Origin of the sequence: Phytobacter sp. SCO41 (genome assembly GCF_003073275.1) — a bacterium.
Taxonomy (GTDB): domain Bacteria; phylum Pseudomonadota; class Gammaproteobacteria; order Enterobacterales; family Enterobacteriaceae; genus Phytobacter; species Phytobacter diazotrophicus.
In genome coordinates this window covers 3,320,994-3,340,015 of the sequence record NZ_CP027225.1, presented here as the reverse complement: position 1 = coordinate 3,340,015, position 19,022 = coordinate 3,320,994, and the positions used below count along the sequence as shown (strand labels likewise).

The following is a 19,022-nucleotide window of genomic DNA, read 5'->3' as shown; positions in this document are numbered from 1 at the left end:
GCGTGGAGAGTAAATTACTCGAGTATTACAACCGCGAACTGGCCTGGCTGCGGGAAATGGGTCAGGAGTTTGCGGGCCGCTATCCGAAAGTAGCGGGGCGGCTGGGAATGCAGGGCATGGACGTCGCCGACCCGTATGTCGAGCGTCTGATGGAAGGGTTCGCCTTTCTGACCTCCCGCGTGCAGCTCAAGATGGACGCCGAATTTCCCCGGTTCTCTCAGCGTCTGCTGGAGATGATCGCGCCAAACTACCTTGCGCCCACCCCGTCAATGGCGATTGCCGAACTGCAGCCTGACCCGGCAAAAGGCGATTTAAGTAAAGGCTTTGTGGTGCCGCGCGGCACCATGATGGACAGCCAGACGCTCAAGAAAAATGGCGTCACCTGCAGTTACACCACCGCACATGATGTGACGTTACTGCCGCTGAGCATTAGCGCCGTCGAACTGGGCGGCGTATCCGCCGACCTGCCGCTGCTGCGTATCGGCCTCGGCCAGAGCGGGGCGGTCAGCGCACTGCGGATCCGGCTGCGCTGTGACGGTCCGGTGAAACTCTCACACCTTGATTTTGACCGCGTGGAGTTCTTTTTAAGCGGCCCGGATATGCAGGCACTGCAACTGCTGGAGCTGCTGATGGCGCACCAGGTCGGGGCACTGGCGCTGATTCCCGGTACTTCAACCGCGCCGCTGGTTCTGCCGGAAGACGCACTACGTCAGGAAGGGTTCGAGTCCGACCAGGCGCTGTTGCCGGACGACTTGCGTAACTTTGACGGTTACCGTCTGCTACAAGAGTATTTTGCTTTTCCGTCGCGCTTCCTCTTTTTCAGCCTGAAAGGGCTGCGTCCACTGCTGGCGCAGAGCGGTGATGCCACCACCTTTGACATCATCATCCTGCTGGATAAAGCCGATGATCAGCTTGAGCGCGTGGTGGATAAAAACCATCTGGCGCTGCACTGCACCCCGGTGGTGAACCTGTTCGCCAAAGTGGCGGAACGGCAAAAACTGAGCGACAGCCAGCACGAATACCATCTGGTGGTCGATAACATTCGTCCGATGGATTACGAGATTTACGCCGTTACCCGTATTCATGCCAGCGTTGACGGGCAACGTGATGATCAAGAGTTTCGTCCGTTCTGGCGCAGCCAGAGCCAGGATAACGGCAACTACGGCGCCTACTTTTCACTGCGCCGCGAACAGCGCGGCCTGTCCGAACATGCCCAGCGCTACGGTACGCGTACCGGGTATATCGGCTCGGAGGTATTTGCCTCGCTGGTGGATGAACAGCACGCGCCCTGGCGCGATGATCTGCGTTACATCACCGCCGAAGTGCTCTGTACCAGTCGCGACCTGCCGCTGATGCTCCAGCAGGAGATGGGCAAATTTGTGCTGCCGGACTCACTGCCGGTTAAAAATCCGCATCTGCGCAAAGGGCCAACGCCGCCGCGTCCGGCGCTGGCGGAAGGGTTCAGTACCTGGCAACTGGTGAGCCAGCTACAGATGAATTACCTGAGCCTGATGGACGGCGAAGAAGGGCAAGGGGCGGCGGCGCTTCGCCAATTGCTGGGTCTCTACACCCGGCTGGCGGAAGCTCCGGTGGCCAGACAAATTGACGGCGTGCGCAAATGCGTGTTGCAGCCGGTACACCGCCGGGTACCGGAGCCGGGGCCGATTGTCTTTGCCCGTGGCGTGAGTATCTCGCTGACGGTGGACGAACAGGCGTTTTCCGGTTTTAGCCCGTGGCTGTTCGGTAGCGTACTGGAGCGTGTCTTTGCCCGGCTGGTGGCGATGAACAGCTTTACCGAGTTCACGCTCTACAGCCAGCAGCGCGGCGAGGTGGGCTACTGGCCACCGCGGATGGGCAAAAGGGCGCTGATATGAGCGAAACGCTGACCCGTCTTTCGCCCGTGACGCGGGCAACCGCCATGCCGCCGTCGTTCTGGCAGAACGTGATGGCGGCGCCCTGGCGTTACGATCTGTTCACCCTGTTGCGCCGTGTTGATGCCCAGGGCGGCGAGCGTTATCCGCTGGGGCGCGCGCCGCTGCCGCGCTTTGAACCTCTGCGTATTGGTCAGAAACCGTCGCTCGGTTTTGCCCCTTCGACCCTGGCAGAGGTGCGTCAGCGCGACCAGTCATCTCTGTATGATGTGTCGATTTTAAGTTTTGGTCTGTTCGGGCCGAACGGGCCGCTGCCGCTGCACCTGACAGAGTATGCGCGCGAGCGGCTGGATCATCATCAGGATGAGAGCCTGACGGCGTTTGCGGACCTGTTTCATCACCGCCTGACGCTGTTGTTTTATCGCGCCTGGGCCGATGCGCAACCCACGGTTTCACTGGATCGCCCGGACAACAAACGCTTCGAGCGGTATATCGCTTCGCTTATCGGTATGGGGCAGCCGGGGCAACTGGAAAAGGGGTCTCTTAGCCCGCATGCCCGTTTCGCCCTGGCCGGACATTTAACGCGTAATGGCCGTGACCCGGAAGGGCTGGAGAAGATCCTGCGTGCCTACTTCAACGTGCCGGTGAAGGTGGTGGCGAATGTTCCACAATGGATGCCTCTGGGTGAGCGAGAAAGAGCGCGGTTACAGGGCGGGCGTCGTGCGCCGCGTCTTGGGGAATCGGCCTTTCTGGGGGCGGCGGTACGCGATGTCGCCCATAACTTTCGCATCGAGCTGGGGCCGCTGGATGCTGAAACCTACCGCCATTTTCTGCCCGGAGAGGCCTGGGTAACCCGGCTTCGCGACTGGGTTCGTCAGTATCTCGGCATTGAGTATCAATGGTCCCTGCGCGTGTTGTTACAGAGTCAGGATGTGAACGGCGCGGCGTTGGGCGGTTCAGGGCGCCTGGGCTACAGCGCCTGGCTGGGTATGCAGCCGCAGCCGCTTGCTCGCGGTGATTTGGTTTTCAGTCCGGAGCGGTGATCCCTCACCGTCTCCCAGGCGTTATCTCTTACATTCACGGAATCGATCATGTCAGAAATTAGCCGTGCCGTGCTCTTCGGCAAACTGGATACGCTGTTATTTTCCTCGCTGGAAAGCGCCACCGCCTTTTGCAAACTGCGCGGTAATCCGTATGTGGAACTGGTTCACTGGTTGCATGCGTTAATGCAACAAGACCAGGGCGATCTTCAGCAGGTGATTCGTCATTTTTCATTGAGCGAGGAAGCCTTAACGAAGGATATCGTCCACGCGCTGGATAGTCTGCCACGCGGTGCAAGCTCCGTCTCCGATCTGTCTGAGCATATTGATAACGCGGTCGAACGCGCCTGGGTCTACGGTTCGCTGAAATTTGGCGTCAACCGCATTCGCGGCGGCCACCTGCTGATTGGCTTATTAAAAACCTGGAGCCTGGCAACGGTCTTAAAAGGTATCTCGTCGCAGTTTGAACGGGTGCGCGTTGACGCGTTGCTCGATGATTTTGACGCCATATTTGCCGACAGCAAAGAAGCCGCGCAGTCTGTTGCTGTGCCGGAAAACGCAGCCGCCGCACCCGCACGTCAGGGGAGTCTGGCGCAGTACGGGCAGGATCTCACCGCACGGGCGCGTGACGGCAAAATCGACCCGGTGGTCGGGCGTGATGAGGAGATCCGCCAGATGGTGGATATCCTGATGCGCCGCCGCCAGAACAATCCGCTGCTCACCGGTGAAGCCGGGGTTGGTAAAACGGCGGTGGTGGAAGGGCTGGCGCTGCGCATTGCCGCAGGCGATGTGCCGGAACCGCTGCGTGATGTGCAGTTGTGGTTGCTGGATATCGGCATGTTGCAGGCCGGCGCGAGCATGAAAGGGGAGTTTGAGGCCCGTCTGCAGGCGTTGATCAACGAAGTGCAGTCCAGCCCGGTGCCGATCATGCTGTTTATTGATGAGATCCACACCCTGATTGGCGCGGGTGGCCAGCAAGGAACAGGCGATGCCGCTAACCTGCTCAAACCGGCGCTGGCGCGCGGCCAGTTGCGTACCATTGGCGCAACGACCTGGGCTGAGTACAAAAAATACATCGAAAAAGACCCGGCGCTGACCCGTCGCTTCCAGACGGTACAAGTGGCCGAGCCGGATGAAGAAAAAGCGGTACTGATGCTGCGCAGCACCGTCTCAGCGCTGGAAACACACCATCGGGTGCTGCTGTTAGATGAAGCGGTGGTCGCGGCGGTGAAGCTCTCCCATCGTTATATTCCGGCGCGCCAGTTGCCCGATAAAGCCGTGGCGCTGCTCGATACCGCCTGTGCGCGTGTCGCGGTGAGCCTCAGCGCGCCGCCGCCGCAACTGGAAGATTGCCTGCACCGCATTGCCGGGCTGGATGTGGAGATAGAGATCGCCGGGCGCGAGGCGCGAATGGCGGCCGGTGACGAAAGCCGCGTGGCAACGCTACAGGCCGAACGCGAGCGTCTTGGTGAGACGCGTGATGCCCTGACCCGGCGCTGGCAGCAGGAGCAGGGGCACGTGGATGAAATTATCCGCCTGCGTCGTGCGCTCAGCCAGGCGGCGGAGGAGGAACACCCGGCGCTGCGCAATGAACTGGAACAGCAGCAGCAGGCGCTGCGCGAGGTTCAGGGGGATGCGCCGCTGTTGTTTGCCGCTGTTGATGCCAATATCGTTGCGGCGGTGGTCTCCGACTGGACCGGCATCCCGCTGGGCCGGATGGTGAAAAATGAAATCGATGCGGTACTGAAACTGGCGGATACCCTCAATGAGCGGGTCATTGGTCAACGCCACGGTCTGGAGGCCATAGCCCGCCGGGTGCGCACCTCCCGCGCGCGGCTGGATGATCCGAATAAACCGGTTGGCGTGTTTATGTTGTGCGGTCCCTCTGGTGTCGGGAAAACCGAAACCGCTCTGGCGCTGGCGGAGTCGCTTTACGGTGGTGAACAGAATGTCATCACCATTAATATGAGTGAATTCCAGGAGGCGCATACCGTCTCCACCCTGAAAGGCGCGCCTCCGGGCTACGTGGGTTACGGTGAAGGGGGCGTGCTAACCGAAGCGGTGCGCCGTCGTCCGTATAGCGTGGTGCTGCTTGATGAAATCGAAAAAGCGCACCCGGATGTCCATGAAATCTTCTTCCAGGTATTTGATAAAGGCTGGATGGAAGATGGCGAAGGGCGACATATCGATTTTCGTAACACTATTATTATCCTGACGTCGAATGTGGGGACTGAACTGATCAGCGGTATGTGCGCCGACCCGGAACTGTTGCCGGATCCCGACGCGCTGCGTGATGCGCTGCGTCCTCCGTTACTTAAAGTTTTTCCCCCTGCGCTATTGGGCCGTCTGCTGGTGGTGCCGTATTACCCCTTAAGCGAAGCGATGCTCGCGTTGATCGTGCGTCTGCAAATCAAGCGCATTCAGCGTCGTCTTGAGGAGAACCATGGCATTGTCTCTGAGGTGGATGAAAGCGTCATCACGCAAATCGTCCAGCGCTGTACGGAGGTGGAATCGGGCGGCCGAATGGTCGATGCGATTCTGACCAATACGCTGTTGCCTCAAATGAGTCAGCTTTTGCTTGACGCCAGCGCGCGCGACGAGAAGTACCGACGTTTACACGTTACCTTTGCACAGGGCGAGTTTCACTGTCAGTTTGCGGCGTAATGCCATTATCAAGAGAGTTTTCCATTATGACGGATCACGAAAACAACCGGACTGTACCGAACGCACTGCCGACGGGATACCGCTTTAATGAGTTCGAAATCAAAGAGGTGATTGGCGGTGGCGGTTTCGGCATTGTCTACCGTGCCTGGGATCATCAGCTCGAACGCACTATAGCCATTAAAGAGTTCATGCCCTCAACGCTTGCGGTACGCAATGACGACATGACGCTGGTGTTGCGTAGCGAGCGCTTTGGTAAGGCCTTTTCCGCCGGACTGAACAGCTTTATTCAGGAAGCGCGTCTGCTGGCGCGTTTTAATCACCCGAACCTGCTACACGTGTTGCGTTTCTGGGTGCAAAACGACACCGCCTATATGGGGACGGTCTTTTACAGCGGCACTACGCTCTCCCGTTTGCGCGAAAAGAACCCGCAGATGATCAACGAAGCGTGGATCCGCCGCACGCTGCCGATGCTGCTTGGGGCAATTAAAACCATCCACGACGAAGGCTATCTGCACCGCGATATCTCGCTGGATAACATCCAGATACAGGATAACGGCCTGCCCGTCCTGCTGGATTTCGGCTCTGCCCGCCGCAGTATTGGCTCGGTCTCCGACGAGACCGAAACCATGCTGCGCCCAGGCTATGCGCCGATTGAGCAATACACTGACGATAATGAAAGCGAGCAGGGACCGTGGACAGATATCTACGCTCTGGGTGCCGTACTCCATACGCTGATCGTGGGCTCACCGCCGCCGGTGAGTGTGGTGCGCAGCATTCAGGATGGTTATCAGCCGCTGGCCCATCGCCATCTGCCCGGTTACTCCCCGTCCTTGTTACAGGCGGTGGACAAGGCGCTGGCGCTGAAAATGGAAGACCGTCCGCAAACTATCGATGAATTTGCGGCGCTGATCGAAATGCCGGTCGCCGGACTCGACGATGTGCTGAACGTGAAAAAGCCGGGCACCATGCTGGTTCCCATTGAAGAGGTTGAAACCAAACCTGGCGTCCTGGACTGGCGGCGTTACAAAGTGCCAGGCCTGGTGGCGGCTGGCGTGCTGGTTGGCCTGATCGCCGGCGGCGTGCTGTTCCATCAGGGCAATGCGCCGCAGGAGAATGCGAATCAGACGGCAAGCACCGGTCCTGCCGATACCCCCGTCGCGCCAGCCACACCGGCCGCTCCGCCTGCGCAAAACAGTGCGCCGGTTTCGACGCCGCCAGCAGCTACGTCCACCACCGCAGCGCCAGCACGTGATACGGCGTCGACTGCCCCGGCACAAACCGCACCTGTGGCGGCGGATAAACCCGCTGCAACCACGCCGCCTGCGGCGATTGCACAGGTCTATGTGCGCATGAATGAGGGAGAAAAACTGACCCTCAACGGGGAATCGCAGTCGATAACACCGGCCAGCAATGGTTTCGCGACCCTGAAACTGCAGCCGGGCCAGTATGCGCTGGTGTTGCAGGGTAACGGTCAGACCCGTCACCAGACGTTAAATATCACCAGTGCCGGTACCTGGCTGGTAAATCCGCAACCGTAATCTCTTCGCTGCCGGTGCGCAATATCGCTCCGGCAGTCTATCGGTTGCATAAAAATAAATGTGGCAATGCCCTATACAGCCAAAGACCGAACTATGAATGCATTTACACACACTGTTGATGGTGGCAATGAATTTACGTTTGTCGTGTCTCGCGCCAGTGCAAATGCCGACGATAAAGTACATGCTGTCGCCGCCAGAACGCTTCGCGAACTAAAAGATACGCTGACCGATTTTTACCTTGAGTCGACGCAAATGTTGACGGTTGATGGCTACCCGGCCGTTGAGCTTTTCTATCAGTTCAAAAATGATAATCGCGTTATCTTCCAGCGTCAGACCATTATTTTACTGGACGCAGCGCCAGCCGGAAAAAAACTGGTGAGCTATGTGGCGACCTGTCCGGGGGAATTTAACGAACGTCATCAGCAGCAATATCAGGAAATTATTCAGAGTATTAAGTTTCATCGTGGGAAGTAGATCATTCTGCACTTTACCGTGCTTTTTTGCGCCAAAGCAGGGGAACACGGGGTGTGGCTTAGCCAGAATATTTGAACGGCAAAGTAACCTGATAATGAAAATTACCGGCACGAGCGCTTATATTATTTTGGATATTGATGGCTGGAAAATTAAAGCACAAGGTGAGAGGGTTATCGGCGGTTTTTACGCTGTGATGAAAAGTATGCAGCAGTTTGAACCGCCGCATGAAAAAACACCGCTCACGGATGAAATAAAACAGAAGTATATCGATGAGGCGATGGCAAAAACAGCACGTTCACATATGGTGATCCATTTCGTTTAATTGCTGTTTCGCTAAACTGCACATTGCCAGGAATTTTCTGAAAAGAAATGGCTGGCACCCTTCCTCGATATCAATGAATAGATAAAACGGACGTTATTGCCCGTTTTTGTAATATCCTCACTGACTGCTGGTTGATTATATTTGTCGTTCGGGCACGATAATTTAATGATTGCACCTGGTTCTTCATGATTTTTGTAACGGAATTAACCTTATGCTCAATCGTATTACCGTACAGCTTCCCGTAGACGGGCTATTGTTCTGGAAACTGTCAGGGCGTGAAGCGCTGTCAGAACCTTATGCACTTGGCCTGACGTTGCTGGGCACCGATGCGCGCATAGACCGCAGCCAGTTGCTGGGCAAATCCGTCACTGTGACTGTCCCGACGCAGGATATGACATCACCGCGCTACTTTAACGGCAAAGTGACCCGTGTGGCGGTGAGCGCCGTGGAACTGTCCGGCACACGCTACGCGGTCTATCAGCTCAGCGTTGAATCCGACTTATGGCCAATGCAGCGTGACCGTAACCTGCGTATTTTCCAGGGGCAGACGGTACCGCAAATCGTCAAAACGCTGCTCTCTGAAAGCAAGGTTAACGTTGAAGACAAACTGAGCGAGAGTTACCGCGTCTGGGATTACTGCGTACAGTATCAGGAGAGCAGCTTCGACTTTATCAGCCGCCTGATGGAACTGGAGGGCATCAGCTATTTCTTCCGCCACGAATCCGGGCGCCACGTCATGGTGCTGACCGATGCCGCCAGCCAGCATCAGCCGTTTGCCGGTTATGAATCCATTCCTTATCACGTGACACCGTCCGGCGGCAGTACCGACGAAGAGGGGATCAGCCAGTGGGCGTTAACGGACAGCGTGACGCCGGGGATCTACAGCCTGGACGATTATGATTTCCGTAAGCCGAATGCCTGGCTGTTTCAGGCGCGCCAGAATCCAAACTCGCCAGAGCCCGGCAGCATTAACGTTTATGACTGGCCGGGGCGCTTTGTTGATCATGGACACGGTGAATTCTATGCCCGCATTCATCAGGAACGCTGGCAGGTTGAGCACCAGCAGATACAGGGCAGCGCCACCGCGCTGGGCATCACCCCTGGGCATACTTTTACCCTCTATAACGCCCCCTTTTTCAGTGATAACGCGGAATACCTGACCACCGAAGCTAACTACTGGCTGGAAGAGAATGCCTACGCCAGCGGCGGGAGCTCGCAAACGATGCACCGCATTGATTTCACCGTCATTCCTTCTTCGGTCACATACCGTCCGGCGCAAAAAACGGCCTGGCCGCGTACCTATGGGCCACAGACCGCGAAAGTCGTCGGTCCGCAGGGAGAGAGCATCTGGACCGATCGCTATGGCCGGGTGAAAGTGAAGTTTCACTGGGACAGGCAGGCAAAAGGCGACGATACCAGCTCTTGCTGGGTGCGTGTTTCCAGCGCCTGGGCAGGGCAAGGTTTTGGCGGTGTGCAGATCCCGCGTGTTGGTGATGAAGTGGTGGTCGACTTTATTAACGGTGACCCCGACAGGCCGATTATCACCGGGCGTGTTTATAACGAAGCCAGTATGCCGCCGTGGGACCTGCCTGGTGATGCCACCCGGATGGGCTTTATGACCCGTAGTAAAGATGGCAGCGTCGATAATGCCAGCTTCCTGTTTTTTGAAGACAGTCCGGGTAATGAATCGGTGCAGATGCATTCCGAGAAAGACATGATGGTGTCGGTCGAGAATGATCAGACGGTCAATATCGACGGTAACCGGACGACGACGATCAAAAAGACACTGACGGACACTGTTACAGGGGCTGTAAGCCTTACGTATCAGGATATCTGGAATACAACAGTGACCAACGCTGTGACCAGTACGTTTAATGGTGGTGAGACCACGACAATACAGAAAGGGCGCAAACTTGATATCACCAGCGGTGGTGATGCAGTAACGGTGAAAGGTGGACGTACCACTGAGATTACTGGTGATGAATTGCAGCATGTGACAGGGAAATTCATGCAGCGAATTGATAATGGCCTTGAAACGGTTATTCAGGGAGGGCAAACGGAGACCATTACCGGTGGGGTGATCATCAATGTGAACTCCGGTAATTGGGAGCAGAACGTTAATTCTGGTACGATTACCATTACTAGCCCACATGATATTACGTTAAAAAGTGCGACTAATATTAATCTTGATGCACCAAAGTCGTCTTATACGATAGCCGGCTTTAAAGAAACGCTAACAGGAAATAGTGCAAGCGTCACTGGTGCATCGGAAAGCTTGACTGGGTTTGCAATGGATATTAAAACCGCTTCTGTTGGTTGGACCCATACAGCAGTAAGTCGCAACGTTATTTCTTTTAGTCACAAAACATTTGAAAGTAAAAACTCTCCGATGGAGGTTACACAAATAAAAGCATTGGTTACATCAGGTGCGTTACACTGGAGTTCCAAATTATTAACCATGTTTGTTTAAAATCGGGAGATTGAAGTGGAATTTAGTTCAAAGTGGTTTTATGTTTTATTTGCCGCTTGCATATTTGTGATTATTGTCGTTGTTCGTGACTTGCGAGAGAGTTTTATACCACTCATAAAGAATGGGGCAATGCAAGACTCGGTAATGAAAAAAGGAATCGCAGTTAATGCGGATATTGTTGCGGCCCAACAAACTTCCATGTGGGATGGTGGGAAGCCTGTCTATCGGATAACGGTTAAATTCAAAACTCGGGAAGGGGATGAGTTTGAAGCCAGTATTTTGAGACCGCTTACTTTTGAAGAGATTGATCGTTTTAAGGCAGGAAATGGCACGACCATAAAATACGATCCAAAAAATCCGAAACGCATCGCCATCTATGACAGACCATTGATTTTGGGTGATAACTAGGGCGACAGTGATATTCTGAATTTCTGCTTTTAATTTTGCATATTTCTTTATGCATTTACATGGTCTATATATTCAATGAATAAAACAAATTGGCATAGATAGCTAATGCTTATCGAGTCCAGATGATGACGACTTTTTCAGAACATTCAAATTTAATAGCGCTGGGCGTTATACTGGTTTTTATTTTTATCTGCCTTAAGGGATTGAAGGGGCAAAAAGAAGATGTTACAGAAATAAGATACTGGTTATCGAGAGATAAATGGCAGGGCGAGGTGACGACGGCAACATTGCGCGAGTGGAAACAGACTTCCACTACGCATAATTTTGATTATTTCTTTATTGTTACCTTTGATGCAAATCTGGAGGGTGGGGTGAAACAATATAAAGCGGCTGCCGCTCTAAAAGTATCTGAAATCCCCCAGCTTAAAAAAGGGATGCCCATTGTGATTAAATATCAGGGTGTTCCGCCACAGAAAATAGCAGTACTGAGCATGCAAGCTGAGCATTGATGATAAATATGAGATATGTTACAGATGTCATTGTATTCGCCGTCCTGGCTTTTTTTGCCTATGTTATTGTGTCTTTGCTTATCAGGGATATCAGGAATGCAAAATTAAAATCGCATATCCGCAAGAATGGCGTGCTTGCACAGGCTGAAATTTTGAATGTTGAAGCCTACACTGGAAAAATTTCAGATTATACAAATATTAAACTACATTATAAATTTACCACTGATGAGGGTGTTGATATCGTTGGAACAGGAAGTGCGGTTATTTATACTTCTGATTTAAGACAATATCAAATAGGGAAGTTTTTTGATGTTACGTACAATAAAGATAATCCGTCTCAAGTTATTATGGAAATAGAGAATGCATCTTTAAAACGTCGGCGGCGATGATTTTAATAAAATTATTGGTTGCAAAGGCACTGAAAGGGTTCCTGGCGTACAGCCTGGCCCTTGAGATGAAAATAAAGAAAACATCTGGCTGCATGCGATTGTAAATCAATAAAATGGTAAATTGGTTGGCCATTAAAATAAAATTCATATGAACATTCTTATCAATGTTATGAGTGACCCTTTCTTTATTTCTGGATTGATTATCACCCTTGCGGGACTGTGGTCTGCCGTTGTTTTTTTTAAGCAGTATGGGGTACAAACGCGGTTATTGCGCGACTGGATATCACGCGAAGAATGGGCCGGGAAAACCATTCATGTTCCTCTGGAGTCCTGGCAGCGTACCGGTACGAAGCGTGGCGAGTATTATCTTTATTAATGCTATTTCTTTGCGGATTTCGCTAAAAAGAGAAAGAAATACCGTGCCAGGGCCGCTGTTAAACCCAATGATATTCATAAACTGAAAAAAGGGTTAACCCTGACGGTAAAATACAGTGATGACAAACTGCCACAGATTGCAGTAATGAACGTGTTTGACTAAGCTTTTCTGGCTGCGTTTTTTCTGGAAATAACTCTGCGTATACACGAAAGGTCCAAATTAATGGAATTTTTTGACACTTACTGGTATCTGCTGCCCATTGGGATATTTTCAGCCGTCTTTTATATTATCTACCTTAGCTTGCGCGATAACCTTATTGTTTATATTAAAGACTCCTTTAGGCAAGCATCAGTGCTTAAAACCGGTATTGGTGCCAATGCGGATATTATTGTCGCCAGGCAAACGGGGATGTGGGATGCAGAAAACCCTGTCTATTTACTGACGGTGAACTTTAAAACCCGTGAGGGCCAAGAAGTACAGGCAAGCTTCTATACATCTATGAACTTTGAAGAGAGAGAACGCTTTAAAGCCGGTAATGGCACCACCATCAAATATGACCCCAAAGACCCGAAAAGAATTGCGTTATACGATCGGCCACTCATATTAGGCGAATAAGGTATTACGGATGAAGATTATTAAACCTTTGCGCCTGAGCGTGCTCCATCGCCCTTTCCGCTGGCAGGGTAAAAACCATCTTGGCGTGTCGGTGATGGCGCTGACCGATATGGGGGAGGCCCCAACACTGCGTCCGGAGATGGAGCTCTGGCAGCTTGCCGCCAGTGAACTACAAACCAGCGGCGGCGTTATTGATATGGCGATGCCGAAAACCCGTGCAGAATTCCTGGCCACCGGCTATGCCTATACTCACCACCAGCAGGAAAAAACGGCGGTGATGGCGCGGGTGGATATCGACAATCTCAGTAAATCACTGGTGGTGTTTGGCGACCGTTTCTGGTCGGGCAGCAAAATGACCCCACCGCAGCCTTTTGGCGACATGCGTCTGGACTGGACGCGCGCCTGGGGTGGTGCAGGCTGTGAAGAAAACCCGCATGGGGTGGGGTTTTGCCCGGAAAATCATCAGGGACAAAGCCTCCACCGCCTGCCGAACATTGAGCCCCTCCTCGGGCGCATGACCTCGCCAAAACAGAGGCCGGAGCCTGCGAGCTTTGGGCCGCTTGATCTCTCCTGGCCGCGTCGCTTTCGCCGGATGGGCAAAAACTATGACGCCGGTTGGTTGCAGAACGATTTTCCCGGCTTTGCCCGCGACATCGACTGGACGGTGTTTAATGCCGCCAGCCCCGATCAGTGGTGGGACAGAGACACCCTGCCGGAACAGGCGTCGTGGCGTATCTGGAACATGCACCCGCAAAAACCTGTGCAGGAAGGCACCTTGCCACCCTGGCATGCGCGCTGCTTTATCAGCCGGTTGCGTCAGGAAGAGACCCTGTTTGAAGAGATAAGCCTGCGCGCAACCACCGTCTGGTTTTTCCCGCATCTGGAGCAGATGGTACTTATCTGGCAGGGGCATATCCGCATTAATGAAGACGACGCGGCGGATGTTTTGCACTTAATGCCCGCGCTCGAAAAAAACGGTGCCGGGCGTTCGCTCAACCACTATCGCAAAGTCCTCAGCCAGCGCCTGGATAAAGAAAAAGGGGCGTTGTTCGCGTTTCGCGAAAAGGATCTGCTGCCGGAATCGCTAATCGGCCCGTGGCTTGACAGTGAGGTGCAGCAGACGCCGAGCCCGATGCGCGACAACATAAAGAATCGCGAAAAGCTGCTGCGCGAACAGTACCGGGAAAGGCTGGAAGCAAACGGGCGCGACATCGGCGACCTGCTCGACAACATCGAAGAGCCTGAGATGCCTGCCCTCGATGAATTGCCTGAGTTTATGGAAAAAATGGAACGTCAGGCGCAGCAGATACAGGCCGATGCGGAGCAGCGCAAACGCGAAATGGAAGCGAAGTACCCGCACAGGGATGACCAAATGCCGCGCGGGCCGGAATCACTGCATCGGATGCAGGAAATGCTCCACAGCAACAGCGACCTGATGAGTGAGAAAAAGCGCGAGCAGGCGAGCGAGGCGCTGCATCAGATGTATCTGGCGGCTGTGGCCCAACAGCCTCCCGCCGTACGCCTGACGGGTGACCTTGCACAGATCATTCGCCAGCGTGCCGGGCGTACATTCGCGCAAGGGGGCGATTTTAGCGGTATGGATCTTACCGGCGCTGACTTTTCCGGTATGGATCTCAGTGGTGCGAATTTCACAAAGGCGCTGCTGGAATGTGCTGATTTCCGCAACAGTAAGCTGGATGGCGCCTGTTTTGCCGGGGCGATGCTTGCCCGTACGCAATTTGGGCGCGCCTCATTACAACGATGTGATTTTACCGGGGCAAGCCTGGCGCTTGCTCAGTGCCAGGAGAGCGATTTTAGCGGTGCACGCTTTAAAGAGACGCAGACACAAAATGCCTTATTCGAGGCGTGCATCTTCGATAACGCCAGCCTGGATGGATTGCTGTTACGCGAAACCGGGCTGAGCCGCTGTCGTTTCCACCACGCCTCGCTGGACGGCTGCATCTTTATGGAACTCACCCTGGCAGAACCCGATTTTCACGGTGCGCGGCTGCATAAATGCGCGTTTATGCAATCGGTGCTGGTGGCCGCAGTGTTTAGCGGCGCGCGGCTGGATAGCTGCTCCTTTGTCCAGACTCAGGCGGAACAGGCGAGTTTTGCCGGGGCCACTTTAATCGCTACCGCGATAGCGGCCGAAAGTACTTTAGCGGGCGCCGACTTCCGCCAGGCTTCGCTCATCCAGTGCAACCTGCGTCAGTCGCCGCTCGCCGGCGCGCAATTCACCCTGGCGAAGCTGGAGAATTGCGACCTCAGCGAAGCGGATTGCCGCGCCAGCCACTTTGGTCAGGCAAACCTGGTGGGGAGCCTGTTTGTGCGCACTGATTTTCGCGATACCGATTTCACCGATGCCAACCTGATGGGGGCGTTGCTGCAAAAAAGTCAGCTTGGCGGGGCCAATTTTAGCGGGGCGAATCTTTTTCGCGCCGATCTCTCGCAGGCGTTCATTAGCGATACCACCCGCCTTGATGGGGCATGGACGAAACGCATCAAAACGCTGCCGAAGCGCGATGGAGAAGTAATATGACGATGCTCACCGCAGCACAGTTGCAACAGCGGGTGAAAGGCGGCGAGCCGGTCAGCGAAGTCTCCCTCGACGGGCTGGATTTGCAGGGCTGCGATCTCTCCGGCGGTATTTTTCAGGAGGTCTCGCTGGAGGGCGTGAACCTGCAAGGGGCCAATTTGCAGGAAACGGCGTTCACCGAATGTGCGTTAAACGGAGTAAACCTGCGGGGAGCCCGGTTAACCCAGACGGTGTTTAATCAGTGCGAAATGGCGAACCTGCGGGTGGAGGAAACGCCACTTGATGGATGTATCTTCAACGACTGCACGCTGACGGGTAGCCATTTTACGGGCTGCTCGCTACAGACCGTGCAATTTATGCACTGCGCGCTGGCGGACAGTCACTTTGATCGGGCAATACCTGAACGCAGCGTCTTTTTTGAATCACCGCTGGCTCATGCCCGCTTTGCCGGGTGCCGTTTTCTGCTGACCACCTTTTATGGCATTGATTTGCGTACAACGGTGCTTGAGGGCAGTCAGTTTGAACGGGTGGTCTTTTTCGACTGCGATCAGCGCGGGAAAGATTACACCCGGCACGGCTTTACCGGCTGCCAGTTTACCGACAACCAGTTAGACGGCGCGGATTTTAGCGGCGCGCAGCTTACCCAGTGCAATTTTAAGGGGGCGTCGTTACAGACCGCGCAATTAAACCAGGTCAATGCAACCCAGGCGCTGTTTATGGAAGCGAATCTGCGCGGCGCGCAGTGTCGTGGCAGCCTCTTTGATCAGGCTATTTTTGTCGGCGCCACGCTTGAGCAGGCCGATTTCAGCGAGAGCCGCCTGTTTCAAAGTATCCTGCAGCAGGTGAATGCTGTCGGTGTGCGTTTTACCCTTTGTGACCTGACCTACAGCGATTTTACCGGTGCCGACCTGCGTCTGGCCGACCTGCGCGGCGCGACCTTTTCCCGCACCCGGATGCACCGGGCGAATCAGGAGAATGCCCAGTTCACCGGGCGTCAGGGCATTCTCGAATATGACGAAGAATTATTGGCTGCTGAGGCCTGGAGCCTGCAGCGCCAGAGCCGCCGTTGAGGAGAGATAATGAGTAAAGTCAACCATCTGATGGCCCAACCCATACTGCCGCCCGTACAGGCATCGGCGGTGGTGACCCACTGCTTTGCTGACGGCAGCCTGACGGTAGAAAGCGAAGGGCGTGGCTGGCATTGTCGCCGGGCTGCGAGTTGTGTTATCGCACCGCAGACCGGCGATACGGTGTTAATTGCCAGCGTAGAGCGCCAAATCTGGCTGCTGGCGGTACTGGAACGGGCCAACCCGCAGGTTGCGGAGCTCAGCGTGCCGGGCGATCTGCATATTCGTAGCGCGGGGGAGCTAAGCCTGAGTAGCGAGGCGCTCCGTGTCACCGCCGGGCGGGGTGACTGCCATATCGACGAGATGAAATACAGCGGCGAGAAACTCTCGGCGTGGGTCAGCCTGTCGCGCGTTGTCGGCAAGCGGGCAGAATCTGTCTGGCAGACCGTCACCCAAATCAGCCACAGCCTGTTTCGCACGACCAGACAGACCGAGCAGGTTCGCGCCGGGCAACTGGACATGAAGGCTGAGGATTATGCGCGCCTGCATGCCCACAACACGGTGATCACGTCCAAAGCGATCACCAAAGTCGATTCTGAACAGATTCATATGGGATAAGGAACCGCCATGTTTGCGAATTGCCAGCTTTTCGGGGTTGATTTGGCCTTTCCGGATGTCTGCCTGACGCCCATGCCCGCCCCCACGCCCATTCCCTATCCGGATATTGCGCTGGGGCCGACGGCAATCCCTAATGCGATGAATATCCTGTTTATGGGGATGCCAGCCCACAATATGGCGACCATCACGCCACTGACCAACGGCGATAACCCCGGCGTGGCAACAGGCGTGGCCTCTGGGACCGTGATGGGGCCATCCCGGCATTTAACCGGTGCGTTTACCGTGCTGTTAAAAGGCACTCCCGCCACGCGATTGACCAGCGTGAGCCTGCAAAACTCCACCAATGCGATTGGTATGCGTATCGTGCCGAGCCAGTTCAAAGTGCTGATGCTGGCGCCGTAATAACGGGACAGGATGGTATTAAGGGATGAATATCTCGACATTTGAAATTGTGAATGTTGTTGTAACGATAGTGCTGATATGTCTCTTTTTCGGGCTGGCAAAAAGAGTAGCGCGTAACCTTGAGTGCAAAGAGCAGGACATTCTGACTAATGGCAGCGATGTCAATATCACCATTTTATCCATGAAGCAAAGTGGGTTGTTTATTAATAACAACCCGGTGATTGAAATGTCATTACGGGTAGAACAACCGCAGTTTAATAAAAGCTGGCTGGTCGAAAAGCATAATGAAACGGCGTGGTTAATCGCCGTTGCAGCTTATCAGGTGGGGAATGTTTATCAGGGTAAGCTAGGGCAAAATGACAAGAGCCTGGTCTTTGTAAAAGACGGTAGCGGCAAACCGCTGCCTGCGATACAGCAGTAAAGAAAGACAGGAAAGGGACAATCGTGATCGATTTACATTCTGATATTCGGGAAATAGAGCGTTATGCAAAACAGTATGAGCACTATATTCCGTTTACTAACGCGCGGACGCAGCACCGCATGCTGTATGACTACATTGCACATCCACTGGTAGATGACCCGCAAGAAGCCGCGTCGACAAAATGGTATGACACGCCTGATCAGGTCAAGCCGCTGAATATCTGTCGCGACAGGGCCATAGGCGCGCTTGTCGGGCTCGCCGTGGGCGATGCCGTGGGCACCACGCTGGAATTTATGCCTCGTGACCATCGCGCCGTGACGGATATGGTGGGTGGTGGGCCATTTCGCCTGAAACCCGGCGAGTGGACCGACGACACCTCTATGGCCCTGTGTCTGGCTGAAACAATGCTGGAGTGCAAATATGCCAGCAGGCAATGTTTCAGGGACAAGCTGGTGAAGTGGTATCGCGAGGGCTATAACAGCGTTAACGGTGTCTGTTTTGATATTGGCAATGCGACCCGTTATGCCCTGGAACAATATGAGATTAACGGAGCGGACTGGTTTGGTAATACGGCCCCGGAAACAGCGGGAAATGCATCCATTATTCGATTAGCGCCTGTACCGATCTATTTTCGTCGCAATTTCGCTCAGACATTCTATAACGCGAAAATTCAAAGTCAGGCCACCCATTGTGCGACCGAGGCTGTAAGTTCCGCACATTATCTGAGTTGCTTACTGCTTCTGCTGATTAATGGGTACAACAAAGAACGTGTATTTTCCCCGCAAATGATGCCGTTAGAGCCGCGGGTGCTGATCATCAACGCCGGTGAATATAAAGAAAAAAGCCGCGACCAGATCCGCTCCAGTGGCTATGTTATCGATACGCTGGAAGCGGCCATGTGGGCGGTATGGCACACCGACAGTTTCCGTGATGCCATCTTGCTGGCGGCGAACCTTGCCGATGATGCCGACAGCGTGGCGGCGACGGCCGGACAACTTGCCGGTGCTTTATATGGCTGGTCGGGGATTCCGCAGGAATGGAAAGAGAAGCTGGTTCAGCATGACCGCATTGCCTCAATGGCCGCGGCGTTATTTGACCAGGCGCCGGATGAGGATACGCCGACGGAATAAAATAGTGGCATGACTGAGGTTGATAATAACCTCGGCAGACAGCCAGGAACACGGTCTTATATTGTGCCCGATACAGAGCGATAAATATAACGGCCAGTACAGAGTGGCAAATACAATTTACCTCACCAGACATCAAAATTTAGTAAAAATACCGCAATCTTAGCGGGTG

General features: G+C 54.2%; 18 protein-coding genes. All 18 read left to right on the top strand.

What is annotated here, in order from left to right; all coding sequences use genetic code 11:
• Positions 1 to 2: 2 nt before the first annotated feature.
• The 18 genes from tssF to tri1 all read left to right on the top strand — a co-directional run bounded on the left by tssF (position 3) and on the right by tri1 (position 18,853).
• Positions 3 to 1,874, top strand: a complete 1,872-nt coding sequence (tssF, locus tag C5523_RS16180; RefSeq protein ID WP_108701532.1) for a type VI secretion system baseplate subunit TssF — start codon at positions 3 to 5, stop codon at positions 1,872 to 1,874.
• On the top strand, positions 1,871 to 2,914 hold the full coding sequence (gene tssG / locus C5523_RS16175; RefSeq protein WP_039079474.1) for a type VI secretion system baseplate subunit TssG: 1,044 nt from the start codon (positions 1,871 to 1,873) through the stop codon (positions 2,912 to 2,914). Before tssF ends, tssG begins: the two co-directional genes overlap by 4 nt.
• Positions 2,915 to 2,962: 48 nt before the next feature.
• The gene (tssH, locus tag C5523_RS16170) at positions 2,963 to 5,575 is read left to right on the top strand and encodes a type VI secretion system ATPase TssH (RefSeq protein ID WP_108701531.1); all 2,613 of its coding nucleotides are present in this window, start codon (positions 2,963 to 2,965) and stop codon (positions 5,573 to 5,575) included.
• Between the two features lie 26 nt (positions 5,576 to 5,601).
• Complete coding sequence (locus tag C5523_RS16165; RefSeq protein WP_039079472.1) at positions 5,602 to 7,113, top strand: serine/threonine-protein kinase; 1,512 nt, start codon at positions 5,602 to 5,604, stop codon at positions 7,111 to 7,113.
• A gap of 93 nt (positions 7,114 to 7,206) precedes the next feature.
• Positions 7,207 to 7,587, top strand: a complete 381-nt coding sequence (locus C5523_RS16160) for a DcrB-related protein (RefSeq protein WP_039079471.1) — start codon at positions 7,207 to 7,209, stop codon at positions 7,585 to 7,587.
• A 94-nt stretch (positions 7,588 to 7,681) separates the two neighbouring features.
• Positions 7,682 to 7,909: an Imm74 family immunity protein gene (locus tag C5523_RS16155; protein WP_071195235.1), complete on the top strand. Its 228-nt coding sequence runs from the start codon at positions 7,682 to 7,684 to the stop codon at positions 7,907 to 7,909.
• Positions 7,910 to 8,120: 211 nt separating this feature from the next.
• Positions 8,121 to 10,379, top strand: coding sequence for a type VI secretion system Vgr family protein (locus C5523_RS16150; protein WP_108701530.1), 2,259 nt, complete (start codon positions 8,121 to 8,123; stop codon positions 10,377 to 10,379).
• A gap of 15 nt (positions 10,380 to 10,394) precedes the next feature.
• Complete coding sequence (locus C5523_RS16145) at positions 10,395 to 10,787, top strand: DUF3592 domain-containing protein (RefSeq protein WP_107223414.1); 393 nt, start codon at positions 10,395 to 10,397, stop codon at positions 10,785 to 10,787.
• Positions 10,788 to 10,909: 122 nt separating this feature from the next.
• Positions 10,910 to 11,296 (top strand): hypothetical protein, encoded by a 387-nt coding sequence (locus C5523_RS16140; RefSeq protein WP_223878715.1) that lies wholly within the window; start codon positions 10,910 to 10,912, stop codon positions 11,294 to 11,296.
• A gap of 8 nt (positions 11,297 to 11,304) precedes the next feature.
• Positions 11,305 to 11,685 carry a DUF3592 domain-containing protein gene (locus C5523_RS16135; RefSeq protein WP_172600670.1) on the top strand — a complete coding sequence of 127 codons (381 nt, stop codon included), beginning with the start codon at positions 11,305 to 11,307 and terminating at the stop codon, positions 11,683 to 11,685.
• Positions 11,686 to 11,833: 148 nt separating this feature from the next.
• Positions 11,834 to 12,061 (top strand): hypothetical protein, encoded by a 228-nt coding sequence (locus C5523_RS16130; protein ID WP_108701529.1) that lies wholly within the window; start codon positions 11,834 to 11,836, stop codon positions 12,059 to 12,061.
• 222 nt (positions 12,062 to 12,283) lie between these two features.
• On the top strand, positions 12,284 to 12,676 hold the full coding sequence (locus tag C5523_RS16125; RefSeq protein ID WP_071195239.1) for a DUF3592 domain-containing protein: 393 nt from the start codon (positions 12,284 to 12,286) through the stop codon (positions 12,674 to 12,676).
• A gap of 10 nt (positions 12,677 to 12,686) precedes the next feature.
• The gene (locus C5523_RS16120) at positions 12,687 to 15,218 is read left to right on the top strand and encodes a DUF2169 domain-containing protein (RefSeq protein ID WP_108701528.1); all 2,532 of its coding nucleotides are present in this window, start codon (positions 12,687 to 12,689) and stop codon (positions 15,216 to 15,218) included.
• Positions 15,215 to 16,285 carry a pentapeptide repeat-containing protein gene (locus C5523_RS16115; protein WP_108701527.1) on the top strand — a complete coding sequence of 357 codons (1,071 nt, stop codon included), beginning with the start codon at positions 15,215 to 15,217 and terminating at the stop codon, positions 16,283 to 16,285. Before C5523_RS16120 ends, C5523_RS16115 begins: the two co-directional genes overlap by 4 nt.
• A gap of 9 nt (positions 16,286 to 16,294) precedes the next feature.
• Positions 16,295 to 16,900: a DUF3540 domain-containing protein gene (locus C5523_RS16110; protein ID WP_108701526.1), complete on the top strand. Its 606-nt coding sequence runs from the start codon at positions 16,295 to 16,297 to the stop codon at positions 16,898 to 16,900.
• A 9-nt stretch (positions 16,901 to 16,909) separates the two neighbouring features.
• The gene (locus C5523_RS16105; RefSeq protein ID WP_039079463.1) at positions 16,910 to 17,302 is read left to right on the top strand and encodes a DUF4150 domain-containing protein; all 393 of its coding nucleotides are present in this window, start codon (positions 16,910 to 16,912) and stop codon (positions 17,300 to 17,302) included.
• 25 nt (positions 17,303 to 17,327) lie between these two features.
• Positions 17,328 to 17,723: a hypothetical protein gene (locus tag C5523_RS16100; RefSeq protein WP_223878714.1), complete on the top strand. Its 396-nt coding sequence runs from the start codon at positions 17,328 to 17,330 to the stop codon at positions 17,721 to 17,723.
• Between the two features lie 23 nt (positions 17,724 to 17,746).
• Complete coding sequence (tri1, locus tag C5523_RS16095) at positions 17,747 to 18,853, top strand: ADP-ribosylarginine hydrolase Tri1 (RefSeq protein ID WP_108701525.1); 1,107 nt, start codon at positions 17,747 to 17,749, stop codon at positions 18,851 to 18,853.
• The last annotated feature ends 169 nt before the right edge of the window (positions 18,854 to 19,022 follow it).

What these genes read in the sequence shown, in the direction of transcription:
- C5523_RS16100 (WP_223878714.1), top strand. Translation starts at nt 17,328, where the DNA reads ATGAATATCTCGACATTTGAAATTGTGAATGTTGTTGTAACGATAGTG.
- tssH (WP_108701531.1), top strand. Translation starts at nt 2,963, where the DNA reads ATGTCAGAAATTAGCCGTGCCGTGCTCTTCGGCAAACTGGATACGCTG.
- tssG (WP_039079474.1), top strand. Translation starts at nt 1,871, where the DNA reads ATGAGCGAAACGCTGACCCGTCTTTCGCCCGTGACGCGGGCAACCGCC.
- C5523_RS16155 (WP_071195235.1), top strand. Translation starts at nt 7,682, where the DNA reads ATGAAAATTACCGGCACGAGCGCTTATATTATTTTGGATATTGATGGC.
- C5523_RS16140 (WP_223878715.1), top strand. Translation starts at nt 10,910, where the DNA reads ATGATGACGACTTTTTCAGAACATTCAAATTTAATAGCGCTGGGCGTT.
- C5523_RS16135 (WP_172600670.1), top strand. Translation starts at nt 11,305, where the DNA reads ATGAGATATGTTACAGATGTCATTGTATTCGCCGTCCTGGCTTTTTTT.
- C5523_RS16130 (WP_108701529.1), top strand. Translation starts at nt 11,834, where the DNA reads ATGAACATTCTTATCAATGTTATGAGTGACCCTTTCTTTATTTCTGGA.
- C5523_RS16110 (WP_108701526.1), top strand. Translation starts at nt 16,295, where the DNA reads ATGAGTAAAGTCAACCATCTGATGGCCCAACCCATACTGCCGCCCGTA.
- C5523_RS16105 (WP_039079463.1), top strand. Translation starts at nt 16,910, where the DNA reads ATGTTTGCGAATTGCCAGCTTTTCGGGGTTGATTTGGCCTTTCCGGAT.
- C5523_RS16165 (WP_039079472.1), top strand. Translation starts at nt 5,602, where the DNA reads ATGACGGATCACGAAAACAACCGGACTGTACCGAACGCACTGCCGACG.
- C5523_RS16160 (WP_039079471.1), top strand. Translation starts at nt 7,207, where the DNA reads ATGAATGCATTTACACACACTGTTGATGGTGGCAATGAATTTACGTTT.
- C5523_RS16150 (WP_108701530.1), top strand. Translation starts at nt 8,121, where the DNA reads ATGCTCAATCGTATTACCGTACAGCTTCCCGTAGACGGGCTATTGTTC.
- C5523_RS16125 (WP_071195239.1), top strand. Translation starts at nt 12,284, where the DNA reads ATGGAATTTTTTGACACTTACTGGTATCTGCTGCCCATTGGGATATTT.
- C5523_RS16120 (WP_108701528.1), top strand. Translation starts at nt 12,687, where the DNA reads ATGAAGATTATTAAACCTTTGCGCCTGAGCGTGCTCCATCGCCCTTTC.
- C5523_RS16115 (WP_108701527.1), top strand. Translation starts at nt 15,215, where the DNA reads ATGACGATGCTCACCGCAGCACAGTTGCAACAGCGGGTGAAAGGCGGC.